Below are 19,978 nucleotides of genomic sequence, written 5' to 3' on the forward strand. Positions count from 1 at the left end.
TAGGTGTCGCGTGAGAACGCGAACGTATGTCCACCGACGAATTCGTCGTCCCGCCGGCACTCGAACCCGGTGACAAGGTTGCGATCGTCGCCACCTCCTCCGGTGCGGCGGCGACGTTCCCGCACGTGTACGAACTGGGACTCGAGCGAATCCGCGAGGCGTTCGACCTCGAACCGATCGAGTACCCGACCGCGACGGCGGATCAGGAGACGCTGTCCGCCGACCCCGAGATGCGGGCCCGCGACATCGAGGAGGCCTTCCGTGACCCCGAGATATCGGGCGTCATCACGACGCTCGGCGGCGACGACCAGATCCGCTTCGTCGATCAGCTCGACCCCGACGTCCTCCGCGAGAACCCGACACGGTTCTTCGGCTACAGCGACAACACGATCCTCGCGTCGTACCTCTGGCAACAGGGAATCGTCTCGTACTACGGCCCGAGCGTCCTGACCGAGTTCGCGATGCAGGGCTCGATGTTCGATCACACCGTCGAGTACAGCCGGCGGGCGCTGTTCGAGGAGTCGATCGGCGAGATCGGCCCCGCCGAGTTCTTCTCCGATCACGACCTCAACTGGGCCGATCCCGACAACCTCGAGCGACGCCGGGAGACGGAGCCGTCGGACGGCTGGCGCTGGGCCGGCGGGAGCGACGACGCGACCGGGCCCGTGACCGGGCGCACCTGGGGCGGCTGCCTGACCGTGCTGGATCAGTTACTCGCCGCCAACGTCGCGGTGCCCGAGCCTGCGGACGTCGACGGCGACATCTTGCTCCTCGAGACGTCGGAAGTGATGCCGGAACCCTGGTACGCTCGACAGTTCCTCATCGCGATGGGCGAGCGCGGGCTCCTGGAGCGCTTCGACGGCGTGATCGTGGGTCGGGCGAAGGCCCGAAACGCGTTCGAGGAGCCGCCCGCCGACGAACGGGTGGCCTATCGGGACGAACTCCGGGAGGCGATCGAAGCGACGATCGCGCTCTACAACCCCGACGTGCCGATCGTCTTCGACGTCGAGTTCGGCCACTGCGCGCCGACGGTGCCCGTCCCCGTGGGTGCGATGGCGACGATCGATCCCGCCGAAGCGCGTATTTCGTTCGATGGGGCGTGAGGGCCGCAGCTCGAATCCAGCGGACTGTCCTGGGCGACGGCTTGCCACGTCGATCGTGAGGAGAACGGGTGCGGTATCCGACGGCTGGTGGCGGCGTCGGTCGGGTCGCTATCGGAGTTCGCGCTCGTGACCGCCCGGCCCCACGCTGGGGAGGACGGGTCGGCTGGCTGGCTGTCCCGCCCCGTCGTGTGCGCCGACGAGGTGTCTGGCGAGTTCTTCCTGTGTATGATTCCTGCAGAGGTGATCTTCGAGGGTGCGATCCGGGGCGAGTGTCGTCTCGCAGACCGGACAGTCGACGGCTGGTTCGAATGCCATTACTGAAATTGCGTTCAGCGGACCCACCGATATGGATGTAGCTTGCATATGCGGCGCCGGTGTCGCGCCCGTCGCGGACGGGAGAGGGCGACACCGGCGTCCGCCGCCCGAATCGTCCTTCGGTCGTTTTATCTTCGGGCTTCCCCTGTCTCCCGGTATGACCGAGGCCGACGCCGAGACGGAGTCGTCGCCGGATCCGACCGGCATCTGGATCGAGAAGTACCGGCCGGAGTCGCTGGACGACGTCAAGGGTCACGAGAACATCGTGCCACGTCTGCGCAAGTACGTCGAGCAGGACGATCTGCCCCACCTCATGTTCGCGGGCCCGGCCGGCGTCGGAAAGACCGCGAGTGCCGGTGCCATCGCCCGGGAACTCTACGGCGAGGACTGGCGCGAACACTTCCTCGAACTCAACGCGTCCGACGAACGCGGGATCGACGTGGTTCGCGACCGGATCAAGAATTTCGCGCGCTCTTCCTTCGGCGGCGTCAAGTACCGCATCATCTTCCTGGACGAGGCCGACGCGCTGACCTCAGACGCCCAGTCCGCGCTGCGCCGGACGATGGAGCAGTTCTCGCACAACACCCGCTTCATCCTCTCGTGTAACTACTCGAGCCAGATCATCGATCCAATCCAGTCGCGGTGTGCCGTCTTTCGCTTCACGGAACTCTCCGACGAGGCCATCGAGGCCCAGACCCGCGAAATCGCCGAGACGGAGGGCATCTCGCTGACCGACGACGGCGTCGACGCGCTCGTCTACGCCGCCGCGGGCGACATGCGAAAGGCCATCAACGGGTTGCAGGCGGCCGCCGTCATGGGCGAGGAAGTCGACGAGGCGGCCGTCTTCGCGATCACGTCGACGGCGCGGCCGGAGGAGGTCGAGAAGATGGTCGACCAGGCGATCGGCGGCGACTTCACCGCCGCGCGGGCGACGCTCGAGGACCTGCTGACCGACCGCGGCCTCGCCGGCGGCGACGTCATCGACCAGCTGCACCGCTCGGCCTGGGAGTTCGACCTCGGCGAGCACGAGACCGTCCGACTCCTGGAGCGGCTGGGCGAGGTAGACTACCGGATCACCGAGGGCGCGAACGAGCGCCTGCAGCTAGAGGCCATGCTGGCGCACCTGGCGCTCGCGAGTGACGAGTGAGGGAGTTGTTTTTTGCGTCGCGGATCGGGCCGTGTTCACGCGCCGAGCTGGAAGTCGAATCGCGCGCCGCCTGCCTCGCTCTCTTCGGCTGAGACCGACCAGCCGTGGCCCGCGGCGATCTCGCTGACGATCGAGAGGCCGAGGCCGGTGCCGTCGTGGCTCGTCGTGTAGCCGGAGTCGAACAGCCGATCGAGGTCGACCTCGTCGCCGAAGCCGCAGCCGTCGTCGACCACCGCGAAGCCGTCTGGCGTGTCCGCGACGGTGATCGTGAGGTCCTGCCCGTCGCCGTCGGGCGTGCCGTGTTCGACGCAGTTGCGAACGAGGTTCTCGAGGAGCTGTCGGAGGCGACTCCGGTCGGCCTCGACGGTGGCCGTCGTCGACAGGTCGAGCGTCGCCGCGCCGGTGTCGACGTTCGCCCAGGCATCGCTGGCGACGGCGGGGAGGTCGACGGGTGCCGTCTCCGTGACTTCGCCGCCTTCACGGGCGAGTGTGAGGACGTCCTCGACGATGTCGAACGACCGGTCGATGCCGCGTTCGGCTTCCTCGAGCAGCGAGAGGTCGTCAGTCTCTCTGGCCTGTTCGATGTAGCCCGCGGCGACGGACAGCGGGTTGCGCAGGTCGTGACTGAGGACGCTCGCGAAGCGGTCGAGGCGTTCGTTCTGCTCGCGGAGTTCGCGCTCGCGGCGCTTCTGGACGGTGATGTCGGTGTAGATGGCGAATCCCTCGGGGCTGTGTTCGCCGAGCTGGAGGGGGACCACGTCGATCCTGACGTCTCTGAGGCCCTCGGCCGTCTCCCGCTTGGTCACGTGCTGGACGGTCTCGCCGGCCAGCAGGGCCTCGTTGAGCGCGTTGCCTTCGTCCTCGAAGCCGGGCGGGACGATGTAGTCGTCGACGCTCTCGCCCATGACGGTCGCGCGGTCGTAGCCGAAGACGCCCTCGAAGGCGTCGTTGACGTCGCGGACGACGGGTTCGTCGTCGACGAACTCGAATCTGATGGCGGGATCGGGGACGTTGGCGAACAGCGCGGAGAGGCGGTCGTGTTCCTCGACGACGTCCTGTTCGGCACGCAGGCGGGCGAGCGACTCGGCGACGTGGGCGGCGAGTAGTTCGACGAGTTCGAGGTCGCTCTCGTCGTATGTGTCGGGCGTCGTGGAGACGGCCTGGAGGACGCCGAACTCGTCGATGGGGACGCTGATGCACGCTCTGAAGTCGCCGACCTCGTCGTGGGTGCGGTCGTCGGTGGCCGCGTCGCCGATCCGGTAGGACTCGCCGGTGCGGTAGGTCTCGCCCATGAGGCCGTACTCGAGCGGGAGTGCGCCGATCTCTTCGCGGATGGGCCAGGAGGGGCGGCCCTTCGGGACGAATTCGCCGTCCTCGACGATGCCGAGGTAGCAGACGTCGATATCGAGGATGCGTTCGGCGGTGTCGACCGCGTGTTCGAAGAGTTCGGCTTCGGAGTCGGCGGCGGCGATGCCGAGCGTGCCCTCGTGGAGGCGGGTGACGAGTTCGCGCCGTTCGCGGAGGCGCTCTTCGACCCGGATGCGTCGCAGGGTTTCGGCGACGTGAGAGGCGAGGATCTCGGCGAGTTCGACGTCGCGGTCGTCGAACCCGGCGTACTCGGTCGAGATCGCCTGGAAGACGCCGTACGAGCCGCCGATGGGGACGCTGATGGCCGATTTGAAGCGCTCGCTCGCGGGCTGGGCGACGGGATGGCTCTCGGCGTCGTCGACGTGGAAGGTCTCGCCGGTCCGGAAGGTCTCGCCGGCGAGGCCCGTGGGTCGAAACTCCGTCTCGTAGTCGAGCGGGAAGGTGGAGGTGCCCGCGCGATGGACGAGCCACTCGCCGTCCTCGCGTTCTTCGTGGATGAGGAACGCGGTGGTGTCGAAGTCGAGGACGCCCTTGGCGGTGTCGACGGCGAGGTCGAACAGCTCGGCTTCCTCGCGACAGGCGACGATCTCGGTCGCCATCTCGTGCAAGCGGGCGATCTTCGAGCGGTCGTCCTCCGTGGGGAGGGCCGTGGACCCCTCCGATTCGTCGGCGGTGGCCTCCGCGTCGGTGTCGCTGGGGCTCCCGTCGGTCGCCTCGTGTTCGGGCGGTGTGACCGGTTCGCCGCCGTCGGTGGTCGCCCCGTCGGTCCCCTCGTCAGGCTCGGGGCGGGTGATGTCGTCGCCGGGTCCGATGTTCCCTGTCATAGGTTCTGCTCGCTGGTCGAGACCGGGATGGTGTCAGTGGGTACAGAGAACTTGCCCGTTATGAATGTGCCGAGAAATGCAGCATTTCCTTCGATATCGCCCGTTCCTATGATATTCACCAGCGGCAAAATTATCTGGTACCACTGACGAATATCCGCGTCTCTCAGTCTGCAGATCCGGTCCCTGCTCGCTATTTTCGACGAGAATCGTGTTAGTCTATCGAACTTGTGGGGTTACTGAGCACTTCTGTTTCGTACGGCGGTCGAATCGGTAAATAATCGAACTCCGACTCGGGCGCGAACCGGCTTTAGAGCCGCTCTGCAGGGGATATCGGCAATTTGTGACCGCTATAATTGGTGGCTGCCTTCGATAGTGCACTGGCTCGTTCTCGGTCCAGCTGCGAGTGGCAATGGTTCAGCGGGGTGCTACTCAGGGATATCGAATTCTCTGGTGAAGGCCACGTGGGATCGACTTCGCCCGCCGAATTTCCACGCACCAGTAACTATATATTATTTCACACCATACTTCGGAACGGAAGCCACGGACTCCATCGTACGCGCGGGGACATACGCAGAGGAAATGTCCCGGGTGCTAGAGCCACCCGAGACGTGGTTTCCAAACCCGCGAGGGTTTAGTCACCATGCTACGCAATTCACCATCGAGACAAAAAGCTCTCGTCCACCTGTGGTATCGCCAGCCGAAGCGCTATTTCGAATTCGTCTGGGATTCGAAACTCGTCGAGGATCTGCTTCTCAGGCTCGGCAATCTCAAGGTGAACTGAGATGGGTCGCTACGAGTACGACGAGCCGAAGCCGGACGATCCGTGTGAGCGTTGCCGGGCAGATCTGGCGCAGACGGACTGGGCCAAACTGCGAGCTGTCCACGACGGGCCGTCCGCCAGCGGGTATCGAGACGCGGAGAAGCGGGTCTGCGTTGATTGTCTCGCGGCGCTTGGGATGCTGGAGTTTGAGATGAATGGTGGATCTGGAGGTGGACAGAGAACGGTGTGAGGACGTGTTGGTAGTAGGGCTGGGAACCTACCTAGTACCGTCTCGCAAACCAGTTGGTCGTGATCACGGCGTTTCAATTTTGGTCTTCTTATGTGACTAGCAGGTGGTTTCTTTTAATGTACTGAGCAACTGGCCGTGATTTCGATTTGATCTCAGTATAGGTGTCTCACCCTGTTGTCTCTCGCGAACACAAGAATCCCGGCCGCTTGTTCATTTAGTGGATAAAAGGTTTGTTGAGCTACGACCTCTTGAGTGGAGATAGTGGGATATTTTTGGAATAAGATAGCAGGGGGAGTTCTGAAATAGTCCATATCAGAGTAATTTGGTGGAAAGAGATATGTGTGGAAAGGAGAAGGAACGAATATGTCGCCTAATATTCCTGCTTGGTTTTCGATAGCAGCAACTCTCCTTTCAGGCGGGGCAATTGCCTATCTAATACGGCAGGTCTGGAATAGTTATAAGCTGAAAAGAGCCCTTAAGTGCGAAATCCAGTCCATGGAGGGTCTTGTTAATTGTACCAACTCTATGAATTCGCGTCGTTCGCCGCCCTCTGATAAGGAATTGGGGCCTTCAGACGTTCCTCCGGGAGGGTCTATCCCTACTAGTATTTACGAAGCAAATCTTCAGCGACTAGGGTTACTTCGCCAAAAGGATCTTCGGAAGATAGTGGGGTTCTATTCAGATGTATTGAGGTACAAATCAATAATGTCGTCAATTAGGGCAGGTGAGGATATTCCAGATCCCGATCAGATGGATCTGTACCAGTCCATTGGCGATTTAGAAAACCGTCGGCAATCCCTCTTTGGAGAAAACTGGATATCCGAAGAAGGCGCCGACGAGGAGTAGGAGGTCAAGAGCAACTGGAGTCTACTATCTGGTCGTATATGAACACTTATGATGGTCCGTTTGATTTGGTAGGGCACGCAACAGTCTCGGAACGTACGTCAGGATAAGATATTATGAGTGAGCTGGATTTCCTTAAAGTTAAAGACCTCACGTTCTCCTCGGAGGAGGACTTCATTAATTACGTAGATAGTGAGGTAGACTTTGGCGAAGTGGAGGGGAACGTCAATATAATCGGGTCTGTGAGTGATTATATTACCAAAGAGCAATTCACGAAGGCTCTAGAATACGAATTTGAAACTATTTGGTCAACTGGAGATCTATATCTTTCAGCTGCTCATACTAACTCATCTGCTATTCCATACTACGTGTACTTTGATGAGGACTTTCCGGTATTCATCACTACTGCAAACATCACTGATGAAATGCCACCAACCATTGAGAGGTTTTTGCGGACAGATCCGAACTTAGGCCGGTTTTGGCTCTCAATGGAGCAGATGGAACTCCTACGAGCAGAAATCTCCAGAAAATACGCTGATATGATTGTTCCGTTCTTTACGGGTAACAGATCGGAATACACAGAAATACCGGCCGAAAAGAGGGATGAAATTGATCGCACGATTACTTACTGGGGAGACGATGGTCGGCAAGCATATAAAGAAATGCGAACAAAGTATGGTGTCCTCCCAACAAATATTGTCTTCGACAGACCAAACCACTTTAAATTTGGAATAAAACAAGAGGGCGTTTTCAAACATCAAGATGGCTCGATAAAAGAAGCGTGGGAATTGTACCGAAGCGAAAGAACCCGGAAGAAGAGAGTGAAGAAGGCGATCAACACAGGACAGTTTAACGAACAAACAGAAAGTACACAGATTGCAGAACGGACGATCTCAGGTAGCAAACCTTGGGCAGTTGAGATGGACAAAGCAATGACTTCGGAACCGCTTGAGAGCTTTGTTCCGCATCTTAATGAAGAGGAGTTGGAATTTAGCGTCGCAAATTACAAGGTTAAACCGGATCGCTCCAGTTTTGATGCTCAATTGGTTGATAATAATAGCTACGGAAGTACCCGTCTTCGCGGCCGGCGAAACGCTATTCGGGTCTATCCGCATGAAGGGTCAGGTATTGACCAGCACATTCGAATTTACAACTTTGTGCAAGACCATTTTGATCCCTCATGCAGAGCTGTAGAGGTGTAGTATGATCTCTCCGGAAGAAGTCGACTCCAATAACTATCTTCGACTTCTCACTGACTATGATGAAAAGAATTTCCGGTCAGAATATGAGAATGCGCATAAGGACCTCTCTTTAGATGCTGCAAAAGCGGCGGTAGAGGCGCTATTCCAGAATAGATACGAACCGAAATATGAGGTTTTCGAGGCAATTGCCGACGGGTTCCATCCATACAATGATGAAGGAATGGAAACCGGGTACGAGTTCGAGCTGACAAATCCTCTATGTGAAATTAGTGAAACTCCTGCAGACGTGCTGTTGACCTCACATGACTACCGTGAGGTCCATCTCTGCTTTATTATCTGTGAACCCGCTGGGGAGAACTACATTGAGTGGGCTACTAGGATAAATACTGTGAGTGATCTGTACACTGGCCATGAAGAGTACCTCTTAGATCAGATACCAGTCGATGGACTTGAACCTGGTCACGTACAGTTTGTTACTGCAACTCACAAGGACGATTTACCTGATATTGACTTTCAGTACCTTATGAATAGCGTTAGCCCTGAAAATTATTCTATATGGGTTGTTGATGACGATTATAACGGCAATGAAGATAGGAACGTAGAATTGAGGAAAGAGTATGGACGGATCTCGCACCGGCCGTTACGAAGTGAACTTGAGAAAGGTTTTGATTATGAAAAGGGGGAAAACACTGAGGTAGGATGCACTCTGAATAGCAATGAGTTAATAATATTACGCGAGTCCTTTATGGGTTTAATGCTAAGACAGCACGCTTCAGGTAGGGACGAGCCCCGTGAATTCGACCGAGAGGACTTCATTGAGGAACTAGCTAACCAGACTCAGTATGATGAGCCCCCAGAAGAGAAGCAAGAAGTCATTCAAGAGAGGGCCAATTTAGTATTAGAGGTAGCAGACGAATCCGACATGGTGTATTCTAAGCCGCGAAGTGAGATCAATACGAATCGGGACTATCGTCTTCGGTATCCAAGTGGGATGCCCACACAAATTCCAGAACATATCAAACCAAAGTACATCGATTATCGCGCGCCTATCAAAATGGCTAAAGATGCGTTTCAACAAGCGAAGGAAGAGCACGAACCTAGAGATCAATTGATGACCGAAATAGACGATTCTAGTTCTTGGGGGCCAGAATAAATGTATATAATGCAAAAATCAACGCCTACTCTCAAACTTTTGCTTGACCTTTCGTTTATGAACTCACATACTGCGTTACGGTAGGTGGAATCTAGTCATCCATACTATGAAGCACTACCACATCTGGGTGGGGGAGTATCGTTTGGACCTCCAAAATTTCGGGTGCTATCCAGAGGCTCGTTTCAACTACTTCGACTAGAGATCTGGGGTGCAGAATAGGGTAGGTCGGTGGTATTTCATAATTCGGTCACCTAGATGATATGAAGTACGATGCTGTTACGGTAGATCTCCGTTATAGCCTACCTTCTTCTCCCCAACCCAAACCCCTCCGTTTCGACTGGAGTAGCCATAACCACTCCTCACGTCGAAGCAGGCGTCCCGTTTCTACCTCTTATAATATTGTAAGGCCAGTTATAATATCTGAATCCACCTATCTACAAACCATCCATGACCGAGAATTCGCCTGACCACACCCACGATCCCGCGGCAGACAGCGAGTCACCCTCGACGCTTCGCATCACGTCGAAGCCGTTCGAGGAGCACAGAGAGTCCGTCCTGGACCGCGCGGAACGCTGGGAGCAGGGCGAAGCGGTGCCACACGTCGTCAACTTTCAGGACGCGAGTCGCCTCCAGCGCATTCTCACGCCGCGCCGCCTGGAACTCGTGCGAAGTCTGATGGAAGCGCCCGCCGAGAGCATTCGCGATCTCGCCGCTCGCCTCGACCGGGACGTTCGACAGGTCCACGACGATCTCCACCTCCTGCACGAGTACCGCATCGTCCACTTCACCGAATCGGGCGGTGCCAAGCAGCCGTCGGTTCCCTACGACACGGTGCAGATCGACATCGAACTCTCGACTCCCTCGGCGGACGCGACCGAATCGCAGGCATCGGCGTAGCTGGTTCCTCGGGGTCGAACGTGGGAACCCTCGAACTAACCCACCGACTCTCATTTAGGAAACGATTATAGTATACTAAATTGAACACTTCTCTAATGATGGGTTCTCCAATACCCTCAACATCGAAAACCCATACTGTCCCCACGGAGGGCGGGTAGATGGGCCGGAAGAAGCGCCGGCGGCGCGCCGATCGGGAGCGCGCGACCGAGCGCGACCGTGCCGACGACGAGGCGGAGCGCGACGCAGCGTCGGCCCTCGGGACCCCGATGGGCATGCCGGACGCGCCGATCCCCGATTCCCCGATGCCCGACGCGCCCATGCCGGACGCGGGCGTCCCAGATATGGGGCTGGGCGGGGCGGCGATGCCCGGCGCAGCGATGGGCCAGGAACACGGGCGTAGTGCGACCCAGTCGCTGACGATGCGCGGCTACGGCCCAGAGGCCCAGCAGCACATCTATCGGGCGACGGAGGAGACGGGAACGGATCCCCACGACGTGCCAGACGCCGTCCTCGACGTGCTCGCGACCGGTGGCGGGCAGTCGCTCGACGCTTCGATTCAACGTGCGCTGGAGGAGCGGATGGACGCTGACTTTTCGGACGTGGAGATTCACACCGGCCCGGCGGCGGCGAAAGCCGCCGACGCGATCGACGCCCGGGCGTTCACCTGCGGGAATGCCATCGTGTTCAACGACGGCGAGTACGATCCCGAGAGTGCGGAGGGGCAGCATCTTCTGGCGCACGAGTTGGCGCATGTGAAACAACAGACCGGCGCGGCGATCTCGATGATGCCGCAGGCGGACGCCGACCTAGAGATTGATCCGGACCCGCAACTGGAGCGCGAGGCCGATCAGGCGGCCGAGGATGCACTCTCGGGCGACGAGCCGCTTATCGTGAACCGACTCGGCGCCGACGTGCACATTCAGCGGTGGAAAGACCAGCCACGGGACGCCTATGGGCGGTTTGATCAGAAAGATCTGGACCAGTACCCTCATAAAAAATGGGGGAGACAAAAACGCCCTCCGTATGCCCGAGGGCAGGTAGAAGAAGTATGGCGTCGAGCAGATACCGATGCTGAAGCGCTCGACACGGGACAGGTCCCCGACCCACATGAACCCTGGCGTATCCTAACCTGGGATGGTGGCTCTCGAAAAGGGGCCTGGGAAATGGGACACAAGCAGGGAAGGGAATACAGGTATCTGGTCGAATACTATCTGCAGGACGTAATCTCTGAAGCCGAGTTCCGTCGAGAGTACCAAAACCCCGATCACTACCACCCACAACATCCAGATACGAACAGAAGTGGCCAATACGACGGTGAAGGAGAGTACTGGGTGAGCAAATGGGGAACGTTGGAGGACAACCAATGACCGAGAACGACGATGACCTGTACTACCATTCGGAGTTAGAAACGGCCGTGATCCAAAACGACGGTGAGCGGTTTGAAGCCCTCGCTGAAGAAGCGAATCTGCACGGCCGGTCGGACAACGGAAGTACACTGTTGCACAAAGCGGCAAGTGTGGGCGAGACTGAGATGGTACAGCGGTTGATCGATCGTGGTATCGACACAGATATTCAAAACGAGGGCGGAAAGACTGCGCTTCACGTTGCCGTTGACAACGGCCACACTGAAGCGGGCGAAACTCTCGTCACAAACGGAGCGGCTCTCAATATCCAGGATAACAGCGGAGCTGTACCGCTATTTAAGCTAGTCTACCGCAATGATGTGGAACTAGCGCAACTGATGATCGAGAACGGGGCTGACCCGACAATCGAGAGCAACGGTGGCGTCTCACCGCTCGACATCGCCACGGAAATCGACGCCGATGACATGGTAGAGATATTGCGCCAAAACCCATCGTAGCGAACAGGACTGTCCGTACACTACGACCGGCGTAGTGGTATTGATCGAAATCATCTGGTCCACACGAATCTCGAAAACTTCGACCGAAGCGGAACGTACGCGTGCTTCGACCCATCGAGTGGGACCGGGGACGAATTCCACGAGATCACAGATGAGGCCACGGCCGGGTTTTGTGCTCGCCGGGAAAGTGGTTGGGTCGCCGTGTATCCTGATCCGGACGAAGACACGCTCGTCGTTCAGATCGATGGAACGACCTGGGATCTATACGGTCCAGAGACGGTTGTTAAATATTACCACGAGTACGACGACGCCGAGACACATTTCCGGATCGAAGATGGAGAGGAGCGATTCGAAACATCGTACGAAGCGTGGTGGGCTGATCGGCCTGATTTCGATCCGAATCCATGGGCAGCAAGTGAAGAAGAAGAGAGCTCAATGTACGACTTCTTCGGCTATATACGGATGCTCTGGCAGCACGAGGCGGATAAAGACAATTGGATCGATATGTGGTCTGCAAACCTGACGGCCTGAGAAGCGCTCTGCACCCCTCCCAATGAAACGACTGCAACCGGTGGGGCCCGGAAAGTCGACCACAGATTGCGACCGGTATCGCGATCCCGCCGGAACGAGCACGTGTTTTTAGAGAGTCCATCGATGACGAACCTCCACTACGACGATACCGTGTTGACGATCGACGGCGAATCGGTCACTCTCGAGTACGAAATAACGCAGGTCATGGAAGCGGACGGTGTCGTGCTTGCGGTACTCTACCCTCCGGAGGGTGAACAACACGACGGACGAAATGTCGTTGCGTTCGATACGGACGGAAACCAGTTGTGGCGATCCGAACTCCCCGAGGACGATGAGCGCCACTTGTTCGGAAACGTCTATCGAGAAAACGGTGACATCATCGGCTGGAGCTGGAACTCCAACGAGTACAAGATCGACCTCGAGACGGGCGAACTCGAGAATCTCGGGTACGCCGGAAAATAATCTTCAACGATGAATTGGTACCGATATATGGCCTATACGAGGTGAGTGTTCCGTGCCAGCGGTACTGTCCGACGGGAACGTGCTGACGAGGTACCCGAGTCACCCGAACTGCGAATAGAGTACTACGGCGAGTATTCCCAGGTTGACGACGATGCCGGCGTAGGCGACTCTGTAGTCGAGGACGGTCAAGAGCAGCGAAAAGACCGTCACCGCGACCACCAACAGCGGCCAGTGCTCCCAGTCCGTGAGAAATGCGCCGGCAGCGGCGACGAACCCGATGGCTGCCACCGCCCAAAGGACCCCGAACACGCGAATGCCCGCGTCTCCGACGTTCACCGCGCCGCCGAGGAGCGACGTCTTGTAGGGGAACTCGGCGACATCGGCGAGCTCGAAATAGACGGCAGTACCGAGGAGATGGACCATCCCGTGTCCGGCGAGAATAATCGTTCCCACGTATGTCAGGAGCCTGTTCATACCCGTAGTTATACAGCGTTCCGATATGATGATTCCGATCGATGAACCTTCAGTACGAAGTGCAACGTCCCGTCTCCGCCCACGACGAATGCCTGGCCGGCGTATCGCGACAGCGATCGAAGCAACGACGGTGGTGAGCGTGTCCCGAACACCGATTCCCCGTTCGTACCGTCTCGCATCGCTCACGACGCTGGTGTTGACCATCGTCGCCACCGTCGTCGGGCTGTTCGTCCCGACTTTCTACCGCGACGACCCGGTGTTGCTCCCCCAGATCTACGGACAAGACCTGTTAACGCTCGTGATCGGCGTTCCAGCCCTCGCCGTGTCGCTGTACTACGCGGACCGCGGGTCGCTACGGGGCTACGTCGTGTGGCTCGGCGTGACCGGCTACCTGCTGTACACGTACGCCTCGTACGCCTTCATGACCGCGTTCAACGAACTGTATCTCGTGTATACGACGCTGTTCTGGCTGACGCTGTTCACGTTCGTCGGCGGGATGGTTCGGCTCGACGCGGCGACGTTGAAACGGGACCTCGGTGAGGCGTCCGTCCGTCCGTCCCTACGTCGCCTTCCAACTGTTGCTGGCCCTGTTAGTCGCGTTGCTGTGGCTCTCGGAGATTCTGTCGGCGACCCTCGCGGGAACGACGCCGGCGAGCATCGCCGAGCCGGGACTCCCGACGTCGGTCATCTACTCGCTGGACCTGGGCGTCGTCATCCCAGCATTCGCCCTGTCAGCCTACTTGCTTCGGAACCGTCGACCCCTGGGATACGCGTTCACCGCCGTCCTGCTCGTGAAGATCGCCACCCTCGGCGGTGCCGTCCTCGCGATGATCGTCTTCATGATCCGCGACGGGCAGACCGTGCCGCTGCCCCAGCTCCTCATCTTTGGAACGCTGACGGCCGTCAGTCTAGTGCTGATGGGCCGATTCCTGCGGGCGGTCGATCCCGAGTCCGACCCGGTCAGGGCGGGAATGCGTTCCGAAAGTCAGGGAGCGTAGCGGGCGGCCGAGCGTACGCTCGTACGACGACGCAATTCTTCGCTGGTCAGCAGAAGCGGCGCACTCTGCAACGTTCCCGTACGAGCGATGCGCCGTATTCAACAGCCACCGGTGGTACCACCAAAATCGTCAGAAACGGCCTGCTGCATGCAGCGGATCAGTATCGTACGACGGGATCTCCATCCCGAAGATAGTGGACTGGCTGTTCACGACACGTGATTCCGGAACGAGCGCCGGTGCGTGAGCATCCGCGAGAGAAGCGAGGGTTCGCCGCCGGAGGGGGTAAAACCCCACGGCGGCCTTTTTCGATGCCCGAAACCGGCGAAAATCTCCCCTGCCCCGTTTGCGATAGGCGCGTAGACCCTACCCGGTGTGATGACTGACGACGTGTTCTCGTCGCTCGAGATCCGAGAGACGACGATTCGAAACCGGTTCACCCTGTCGCCGATGTGTCAGTACTCCGTCGAGGAACGAAACGGCCTCGCGACCGACTGGCACCGCGTCCACCTCGGCTCTCGCGCCGTCGGCGGCGCCGGCGTCGTGCTGACCGAAGCCACCGCCGTCGAGGAGCGCGGCCGCATCACCCCGGAAGACCTCGGTATCTGGAGCGACGCCCACCGCGACGCGCTCGCCCCCGTCGCCGAATTCGTCAGATCCCAGGGCGCGACGCCGGGTATCCAGCTCGCCCACGCCGGCCGAAAGGCGTCGAAGACGCGACCGTGGGATGGAAGCGAGCCCCTCCAGCCCGACGACGGCGGCTGGGAGACGGTCGCGCCGAGCGCCGTTCCGTATCCGTACGACGACGACCCGCCGGTGACGACGCGGCTCGACGCGGCCGGGATCGCCGACGTCGTCGACTCGTTCCGGGCGGGGGCGCGCCGCGCTCGCGAAGCCGGCTTCGAGATCGCGGAAATCCACGCCGCTCACGGCTATCTCCTCCACGAGTTCCTCTCACCGATCACGAACCACCGCGACGACGAGTACGGCGGCAGCTTCCGGAATCGGACCCGGATTCTCCGCGAGATCACCGAAGCCGTTCGCGACGAGATGGGCGACAGCCGGCCCGTCTTCGTCCGCATCTCCGCGACCGACTGGGTCGACGACCGCGACTCCTGGGATATCGAGCAGTCCGTTCGGCTCGCGGACGACCTCTCCGACGCCGGTGCCGATCTCGTCGACGTCTCCTCGGGCGGTATTCACCCGGAGCAGACCGTCGACTGGGTCGGCCCGAACTACCAGCTCCGGTTCGCCGAACGCATCCGAAACGAGTGCGATACCGACGTGTTGGTCGGCACCGTCGGCGGGATCACGGCCGCCGAACAGGCCGACGCAATTATTCGCAACGACCGCGCGGACCTCGCCGTCGTCGGCCGGCGGTTTCTCAACGACCCCCACTTCCCGCTTCACGCGGCCGTCGAACTCGGCCGCGAGGACGCCGTCGACATTCCCGTCCAGTATCGGCGCGGGTTCTAATCCCGCCACCGACGCGGTTGCCTAGAGCGTCATCTCGGTCCCGCACTCGTTGCAGGTGAGTCGAAACCGTCCGTCATCGGTGAGATCCGTCGCGTGAATCCGTTCGTCGTCGCAGTCACGACAGTAGACGAGCGATTCGAGCTGTTCCCAGTCGTGGCTCGCGCTGGGCGCGCCGAGTGCCCAGCCGACCACGCCCTCGCCGTCTTCGACGGCGTACCCCTTCTGGAACTCGCCGGGTTCGAATCTGATGAGTTCGCCAGCCTCGACCCGGTGTTTCTCGCGCTCCCGTCCGACCTCGAACGCGGCCGTTCCGGTCTCGATGTAGAAGACCTCCTCCTGGTCTAAGTGTCGGTGGATGCCGCCCGAAAACGAGTCCCCCGGTTCGAGTTCGAAGTAGTTCATCGCGAAGTGTTCGATTCCGAGGGCGTGCGACACGGGGCGGCGCACGTCGTGTACCTGCAACGGATTCACCTGATTGTCGACCTCGTCGATCGTGACTTTCTCCATAGGCGTGCAAGCGGCGGAATCCCAATAGCTCTGTTGACGACGGCGGGCGCCGGTGACGCGTTGTCCGGCTGCGTCTCATTCAGGGGTTCTGTTGGCCTTGTACAGGCTGTTGTGCATCTGAGGGTTGGTAGTAGCGATACCGTGTGAACCGGGGAGCGGCGCGTGCAGCTACGTGCGCGTCGATGGCCGGATTCGCTGGCTGTGCACGTTCCTCCGGACCAAGCGACTCCACCCACCGGACGGATTTCGGTTTCCGAGTATGGTCGTCCACCGAGTGGCCGTTCCGGAGTGGTGCGTACTGTCCTCCAGTCTTGACACGTAACTTCTGCTGTGACCATCGCTGCTTTTGGAGCGAGGGGATGTCACTTCCCTATGGAAGATTCGAGTAGTGACGAATTCGACCCGACAGCACCGGACCAGCGGGAGATCGGCCGCAAAATGGTCGAGGACAGTACGGGACTCGGCTCGATGATGGCCCACGCCTATCGCGGAGAGGTAGACCGTGTGGGGACGTGGCGCCAGCGCCTCGACGAGACGACGACGTGGGCGGTGACGCTGATGGCAGCGATCCTGACGTGGGCGTTTTCGAGTACCGATAACCCACACTATATCCTGCTGATCGGGATCGTCGTCGTCACCATCTTTCTTGGCATCGAAGCGCGGCGGTACCGGGACTACGACGTCTTTCGCTCTCGTGCTCGAGTCATCCAGGAGAACTTGTTCGCAAACGCCCTCGATCCGTCCCAGGGCACCGAAAGTCACGACTGGCGAGTGGAACTGAGCAGGGACTATCGCAGGCCGACGCTGAAAGTCTCGTTGTTCGAAGCCCTCGCAAACCGGCTCCGGCGCGTCTACCTCGCGCTGCTCAGCGTCCTCTTGGGCGCTTGGGTCTTCAGGATTACAGCGTTCGGGCCGCGCCAGGACTGGCTGACGGCCGCTGAAATCGCCCGTATCCCCGGGATCGCTGTGGTTGCCGTTGTGGGTGCGTTCTACGTCGTCCTGCTGGTCGTCACCTTCTGGCCCCACGAGCGCCATGCCAAGGGTGAGTTCCGCGAAGGGGAGCCGGGTGACTGGAAGGAGACGGACGGATAATCTGTATCGACCGATCACGCGGTGAACGGAGTTCGCCCTCGCGCCGTCTCGATCGACGGCTCCGCCCGGTCGGCCGGATATCCTCGCGCCGCTATCCCAGCGGTGAACGCACGTACTCGGCCGCTCGGCCGATCCCGATAGCAGGTCCTCCGGCGCTCTCGAACCGAGGGCGGCTCGTATGCGGCAATTAGAACGGGGTGAACCGTCTGTAACGGACGAACGCGTAGTGGCCACCGAGGGCGCTGCCAATCGAAGGAGGTGTTCCGATAGCCGTGCGAGAGACGAAGCACCGCTGCTGGTACCGGGCGTCGGGTGTCACCACGGAAGACCGGTAGCCGTTCGCGGACCGCTCACCGACCCGTGCGATCAGCCGTCCAGCGGCGCCTGCAACGCTTCCTCGATCGACTCGTCGCCGGCCGCGAGTTCGAACGTTTCGCCGTACGTGCTCTCGGCTCCGAGCGCTGCGACCAGCGTCCGGGCGACGTCCTCGCGAGGGATCTCGACGTCGTCCCTCTCGAGATCGGTGCCGGTTCTGATCCGGCCGGTGCCGTCCTCGTTCGTCAGCGGCCCCGGCCGGACGATCGTGTGCGTCAGGTCGCTCTCCCGGAGGTCCTCGTCGGCCTCGGCCTTCGCCCGGAGGTACTCCCGCAGCGCTTCCGGGCTGTTCTCTGGCCGATCGGCGTTGATCGAGCTGAGCATCACGAACCGTTCGATGCCCTCGGCTTCGGCCGCTTCGATGAGGGTGATCGCGCCGTCGCGGTCGACGCCCCACACGTCCTCGCCGCCCGAACCCGCGGCGAAAATGATCGCGTCGATTCCTTCGACGGCGTGCGAGACGTCCCCGGTTAGATCCGCGACGACCGGCTCGGCGCCCAGGTCCGTGATGTCCGGCGACTGCGACTCCGCACGAACCATCCCCCGGGCGCCGTGGTCGCTCTCGGCGAGGATGCGGGTCGCGTGTCGGCCGACCTGTCCGTGTGAACCGGCGATGAGCACGTTCATACGCTGGAATATATCGGTGGGAAGCGTGAAGAAGGTGGGGCCGATCGGCGGCCGCAGGGGCGACGCAATAGCGTCCCACCGCTCCAGGTCTGTGGCTTTCGTCCGAGAGACACGGTGCGTATTCAGCAGCCAGTGATCTCTCTGCCCGGAACCTGTCAAAAGGACCCCTCAGCGCGTCGCTCGCTTCCACTCCCGGAGCCCCACGATTTCGCCGTCGAGCTCCTCGGGCGGGCACTCGAGCGCCGCCCAGCGGAACAGCTCCGCGACGTCGGCCGGATCGCGCCCCGCCCCGCCGGTGAGATCGGTCGCGACGATGCCCGGGTCGACGATGCCGACCGTCTGGTCGACGTCGACGGCGAACCCGCGGGCGAGCGCCTCGGCGGCCGCCTTCGAGGGCGCGTACGCCCCCATTCCCGGTTTCGGGTCACGCGCCACCGCCCCCGACGGGACGAGCACGCGGCCGTCGGGGTCCATGAACTGCAAGGCCTCCCGGATCACCGCGAACAGTCCGTACACGTTCGTGTCGAGTACCGCCCGGACGTCCTCGTAGTCTTCCGCCTGGAGCGGTCGTTCTCCAGGTGCGTGGGGCATCACCGCGGCCGCGGGGAGCAGCACGTCTAGCGTCTCCGGAACCGTCTCGAGGAGCGCGTCGAACACCCCGTCTTCGTCGCGGACGTCGACCGGATGAACCACCGGTGTGCCACCCGCCGCCGAGACGGCTTCGGCGGTCGATTCGAGCTCAGCCTCGGATCGGCCACAGAGAACTGTCCGCCAGCCGTCGCCAGCGAACGCCTCGGCGACGGCCGAGCCGATCCCGCCGCCGGCACCGGTAACGAGAACGGTTTGGTGAGTCATGTCGTATCACGTCTAGCACGACGAGCGAACGGAAAAACGCTGCCGCGACTACGCGTTCGAGCCCCGACGTTCTGCAATCGTCGGCAGACAGTCTCACCGCCGCGGACGAAACTACGACCCTCCGCCGGCGAGTCGGCGCGGTGGGAGAGCTCGCGGCTGACGACGTGTGTTAGTGACAACGACCGAGGGGGACAGATGTTTCCTCGTTGCGGTCCCATATGGTGTATCGATGGACCGAATCGAAACCGAGCGGGTACGGGCGTACAAGCGGCGGTTCGACGAACTGGACGTGCGGATCGCCTCGGCGATGAATCGGTGGAGCATTCCGATACTCCGCGCCTCCCTCGCGGTCGTGTTCGTCTGGTTCGGCGCGTTGAAAGTGTTCGAGATCAGTCCGGCGGCGGACCTGGTTGCGGCGACTGTCTACGTCGTCCCGCCGGATGTGTTCGTTCCTGTGCTCGGCGTCTGGGAGGTGCTCATCGGCCTCTGTCTCTTGTACCGACCGTTGATCCGCGTCGGGATTCTCCTGTTGTTCCTTCAGCTTCCAGGCACCTTTCTCCCGCTCGTTATCCTTCCTGAGGTCGTCTACACGACCGCTCCGTACGCCCTCACTGTCGAGGGGCAGTACATCGTCAAGAACCTCGTCATCATCGGTGCAGCACTCGCAATCGGCAGTACCGTCAGGAGCGAAGCGGAGCACTAGCCCGTTTCTCCCCGTTCGGCCACGTCCAGTTGTTCTCCCGGTCTGAACGCTGAGCCCGGTCGAAAGCGTTCCATCCCCGTACTGAGCGATCGCCACCTTCGGAAATCGAGTCGAACTCGTGGGACAGTTGCGCCGGCGACTCGGCAGCGTCCCGTCGA

Annotated in this window: 20 protein-coding genes and 1 pseudogene; 15 read left to right on the plus strand and 6 right to left on the minus strand. The window is 60.5% G+C overall.

Annotated elements, in window-relative coordinates; genetic code table 11:
* The first annotated feature begins 26 nt into the window (after positions 1-26).
* Positions 27-1,103: a S66 family peptidase gene (locus HALRU_RS00190; RefSeq protein WP_015299397.1), complete on the plus strand. Its 1,077-nt coding sequence runs from the start codon at positions 27-29 to the stop codon at positions 1,101-1,103.
* Positions 1,104-1,211: 108 nt separating this feature from the next.
* Here HALRU_RS00190 and HALRU_RS00195 read toward each other — a convergent pair whose 3' ends face one another.
* Positions 1,212-1,418, minus strand: coding sequence for a hypothetical protein (locus HALRU_RS00195; protein ID WP_015299398.1), 207 nt, complete (start codon positions 1,416-1,418; stop codon positions 1,212-1,214).
* A gap of 157 nt (positions 1,419-1,575) precedes the next feature.
* On the opposite strand from HALRU_RS00195, the gene HALRU_RS00200 reads away from it, so the two are divergent.
* Positions 1,576-2,565: a replication factor C small subunit gene (locus HALRU_RS00200; protein WP_015299399.1), complete on the plus strand. Its 990-nt coding sequence runs from the start codon at positions 1,576-1,578 to the stop codon at positions 2,563-2,565.
* 35 nt (positions 2,566-2,600) lie between these two features.
* Here the strand turns inward: HALRU_RS00200 and HALRU_RS00205 are convergent, their stop codons facing one another.
* Positions 2,601-4,757, minus strand: a complete 2,157-nt coding sequence (locus HALRU_RS00205; protein WP_015299400.1) for a sensor histidine kinase — start codon at positions 4,755-4,757, stop codon at positions 2,601-2,603.
* Between the two features lie 782 nt (positions 4,758-5,539).
* Between HALRU_RS00205 and HALRU_RS15885 the strand changes: the two genes are divergently transcribed.
* From HALRU_RS15885 to HALRU_RS00250, 9 genes are all read left to right on the plus strand, one after another.
* Positions 5,540-5,767, plus strand: coding sequence for a hypothetical protein (locus HALRU_RS15885; RefSeq protein WP_015299402.1), 228 nt, complete (start codon positions 5,540-5,542; stop codon positions 5,765-5,767).
* Positions 5,768-6,130: 363 nt separating this feature from the next.
* Complete coding sequence (locus tag HALRU_RS00215; RefSeq protein WP_148680364.1) at positions 6,131-6,613, plus strand: hypothetical protein; 483 nt, start codon at positions 6,131-6,133, stop codon at positions 6,611-6,613.
* A gap of 113 nt (positions 6,614-6,726) precedes the next feature.
* Positions 6,727-7,812: a hypothetical protein gene (locus HALRU_RS00220; protein WP_015299404.1), complete on the plus strand. Its 1,086-nt coding sequence runs from the start codon at positions 6,727-6,729 to the stop codon at positions 7,810-7,812.
* Position 7,813: 1 nt separating this feature from the next.
* A complete protein-coding gene (locus HALRU_RS00225; protein WP_015299405.1) occupies positions 7,814-8,965 on the plus strand; it encodes a hypothetical protein in 1,152 nt (383 codons plus the stop codon).
* 447 nt (positions 8,966-9,412) lie between these two features.
* Positions 9,413-9,862 carry an HVO_A0114 family putative DNA-binding protein gene (locus HALRU_RS00230; RefSeq protein ID WP_015299407.1) on the plus strand — a complete coding sequence of 150 codons (450 nt, stop codon included), beginning with the start codon at positions 9,413-9,415 and terminating at the stop codon, positions 9,860-9,862.
* Between the two features lie 377 nt (positions 9,863-10,239).
* Positions 10,240-11,229, plus strand: a complete 990-nt coding sequence (locus tag HALRU_RS00235; protein WP_449271806.1) for an eCIS core domain-containing protein — start codon at positions 10,240-10,242, stop codon at positions 11,227-11,229.
* A complete protein-coding gene (locus HALRU_RS00240; protein WP_015299409.1) occupies positions 11,226-11,723 on the plus strand; it encodes an ankyrin repeat domain-containing protein in 498 nt (165 codons plus the stop codon). The genes HALRU_RS00235 and HALRU_RS00240 overlap by 4 nt, the downstream gene beginning before the upstream one ends.
* 201 nt (positions 11,724-11,924) lie before the next feature.
* Positions 11,925-12,254, plus strand: coding sequence for a hypothetical protein (locus tag HALRU_RS15815; RefSeq protein WP_015299410.1), 330 nt, complete (start codon positions 11,925-11,927; stop codon positions 12,252-12,254).
* Positions 12,255-12,377: 123 nt separating this feature from the next.
* Positions 12,378-12,716 carry a hypothetical protein gene (locus HALRU_RS00250; protein WP_015299411.1) on the plus strand — a complete coding sequence of 113 codons (339 nt, stop codon included), beginning with the start codon at positions 12,378-12,380 and terminating at the stop codon, positions 12,714-12,716.
* A 99-nt stretch (positions 12,717-12,815) separates the two neighbouring features.
* On the opposite strand, the gene HALRU_RS00255 is transcribed toward HALRU_RS00250, so the two are convergent.
* Positions 12,816-13,190, minus strand: a complete 375-nt coding sequence (locus HALRU_RS00255) for a hypothetical protein (RefSeq protein ID WP_015299412.1) — start codon at positions 13,188-13,190, stop codon at positions 12,816-12,818.
* Between the two features lie 133 nt (positions 13,191-13,323).
* Here HALRU_RS00255 and HALRU_RS16205 point away from each other — a divergent pair.
* Positions 13,324-14,188, plus strand: a pseudogene (locus HALRU_RS16205) (hypothetical protein).
* A 375-nt stretch (positions 14,189-14,563) separates the two neighbouring features.
* Positions 14,564-15,661 (plus strand): NADH:flavin oxidoreductase/NADH oxidase, encoded by a 1,098-nt coding sequence (locus HALRU_RS00265; RefSeq protein WP_015299413.1) that lies wholly within the window; start codon positions 14,564-14,566, stop codon positions 15,659-15,661.
* A 21-nt stretch (positions 15,662-15,682) separates the two neighbouring features.
* Here HALRU_RS00265 and HALRU_RS00270 read toward each other — a convergent pair whose 3' ends face one another.
* Entirely contained in the window at positions 15,683-16,168 is a 486-nt protein-coding gene (locus HALRU_RS00270) for a cupin domain-containing protein (RefSeq protein ID WP_015299414.1), read from the minus strand.
* Between the two features lie 372 nt (positions 16,169-16,540).
* Between HALRU_RS00270 and HALRU_RS00275 the strand changes: the two genes are divergently transcribed.
* Complete coding sequence (locus tag HALRU_RS00275) at positions 16,541-17,260, plus strand: DUF2270 domain-containing protein (RefSeq protein ID WP_015299415.1); 720 nt, start codon at positions 16,541-16,543, stop codon at positions 17,258-17,260.
* A 366-nt stretch (positions 17,261-17,626) separates the two neighbouring features.
* Here the strand turns inward: HALRU_RS00275 and HALRU_RS00280 are convergent, their stop codons facing one another.
* Complete coding sequence (locus tag HALRU_RS00280) at positions 17,627-18,262, minus strand: SDR family oxidoreductase (protein ID WP_015299416.1); 636 nt, start codon at positions 18,260-18,262, stop codon at positions 17,627-17,629.
* A 168-nt stretch (positions 18,263-18,430) separates the two neighbouring features.
* On the minus strand, positions 18,431-19,117 hold the full coding sequence (locus HALRU_RS00285; protein WP_015299417.1) for an SDR family NAD(P)-dependent oxidoreductase: 687 nt from the start codon (positions 19,115-19,117) through the stop codon (positions 18,431-18,433).
* A gap of 229 nt (positions 19,118-19,346) precedes the next feature.
* Here HALRU_RS00285 and HALRU_RS00290 point away from each other — a divergent pair, with 229 nt between their 5' ends.
* On the plus strand, positions 19,347-19,820 hold the full coding sequence (locus HALRU_RS00290) for a hypothetical protein (RefSeq protein ID WP_015299418.1): 474 nt from the start codon (positions 19,347-19,349) through the stop codon (positions 19,818-19,820).
* Positions 19,821-19,978 lie beyond the last annotated feature (158 nt).

This window comes from Halovivax ruber XH-70 (assembly GCF_000328525.1).
Classification (GTDB): domain Archaea; phylum Halobacteriota; class Halobacteria; order Halobacteriales; family Natrialbaceae; genus Halovivax; species Halovivax ruber.

Excerpts from the sequence above, each read along its gene's own strand:
- HALRU_RS15885 (WP_015299402.1), top strand. The coding sequence starts at position 5,540 with ATGGGTCGCTACGAGTACGACGAGCCGAAGCCGGACGATCCGTGTGAG.
- HALRU_RS00265 (WP_015299413.1), top strand. The coding sequence starts at position 14,564 with ATGACTGACGACGTGTTCTCGTCGCTCGAGATCCGAGAGACGACGATT.
- HALRU_RS00205 (WP_015299400.1), bottom strand. The coding sequence starts at position 4,757 with ATGACAGGGAACATCGGACCCGGCGACGACATCACCCGCCCCGAGCCT.
- HALRU_RS00255 (WP_015299412.1), bottom strand. The coding sequence starts at position 13,190 with ATGAACAGGCTCCTGACATACGTGGGAACGATTATTCTCGCCGGACAC.
- HALRU_RS00220 (WP_015299404.1), top strand. The coding sequence starts at position 6,727 with ATGAGTGAGCTGGATTTCCTTAAAGTTAAAGACCTCACGTTCTCCTCG.
- HALRU_RS00250 (WP_015299411.1), top strand. The coding sequence starts at position 12,378 with ATGACGAACCTCCACTACGACGATACCGTGTTGACGATCGACGGCGAA.
- HALRU_RS00190 (WP_015299397.1), top strand. The coding sequence starts at position 27 with ATGTCCACCGACGAATTCGTCGTCCCGCCGGCACTCGAACCCGGTGAC.
- HALRU_RS00280 (WP_015299416.1), bottom strand. The coding sequence starts at position 18,262 with ATGAACGTGCTCATCGCCGGTTCACACGGACAGGTCGGCCGACACGCG.
- HALRU_RS00225 (WP_015299405.1), top strand. The coding sequence starts at position 7,814 with ATGATCTCTCCGGAAGAAGTCGACTCCAATAACTATCTTCGACTTCTC.
- HALRU_RS00285 (WP_015299417.1), bottom strand. The coding sequence starts at position 19,117 with ATGACTCACCAAACCGTTCTCGTTACCGGTGCCGGCGGCGGGATCGGC.
- HALRU_RS00275 (WP_015299415.1), top strand. The coding sequence starts at position 16,541 with ATGGAAGATTCGAGTAGTGACGAATTCGACCCGACAGCACCGGACCAG.
- HALRU_RS00235 (WP_449271806.1), top strand. The coding sequence starts at position 10,240 with ATGGGCCAGGAACACGGGCGTAGTGCGACCCAGTCGCTGACGATGCGC.
- HALRU_RS00230 (WP_015299407.1), top strand. The coding sequence starts at position 9,413 with ATGACCGAGAATTCGCCTGACCACACCCACGATCCCGCGGCAGACAGC.
- HALRU_RS00200 (WP_015299399.1), top strand. The coding sequence starts at position 1,576 with ATGACCGAGGCCGACGCCGAGACGGAGTCGTCGCCGGATCCGACCGGC.
- HALRU_RS00215 (WP_148680364.1), top strand. The coding sequence starts at position 6,131 with ATGTCGCCTAATATTCCTGCTTGGTTTTCGATAGCAGCAACTCTCCTT.
- HALRU_RS00240 (WP_015299409.1), top strand. The coding sequence starts at position 11,226 with ATGACCGAGAACGACGATGACCTGTACTACCATTCGGAGTTAGAAACG.
- HALRU_RS00290 (WP_015299418.1), top strand. The coding sequence starts at position 19,347 with ATGGACCGAATCGAAACCGAGCGGGTACGGGCGTACAAGCGGCGGTTC.
- HALRU_RS00270 (WP_015299414.1), bottom strand. The coding sequence starts at position 16,168 with ATGGAGAAAGTCACGATCGACGAGGTCGACAATCAGGTGAATCCGTTG.
- HALRU_RS00195 (WP_015299398.1), bottom strand. The coding sequence starts at position 1,418 with ATGGCATTCGAACCAGCCGTCGACTGTCCGGTCTGCGAGACGACACTC.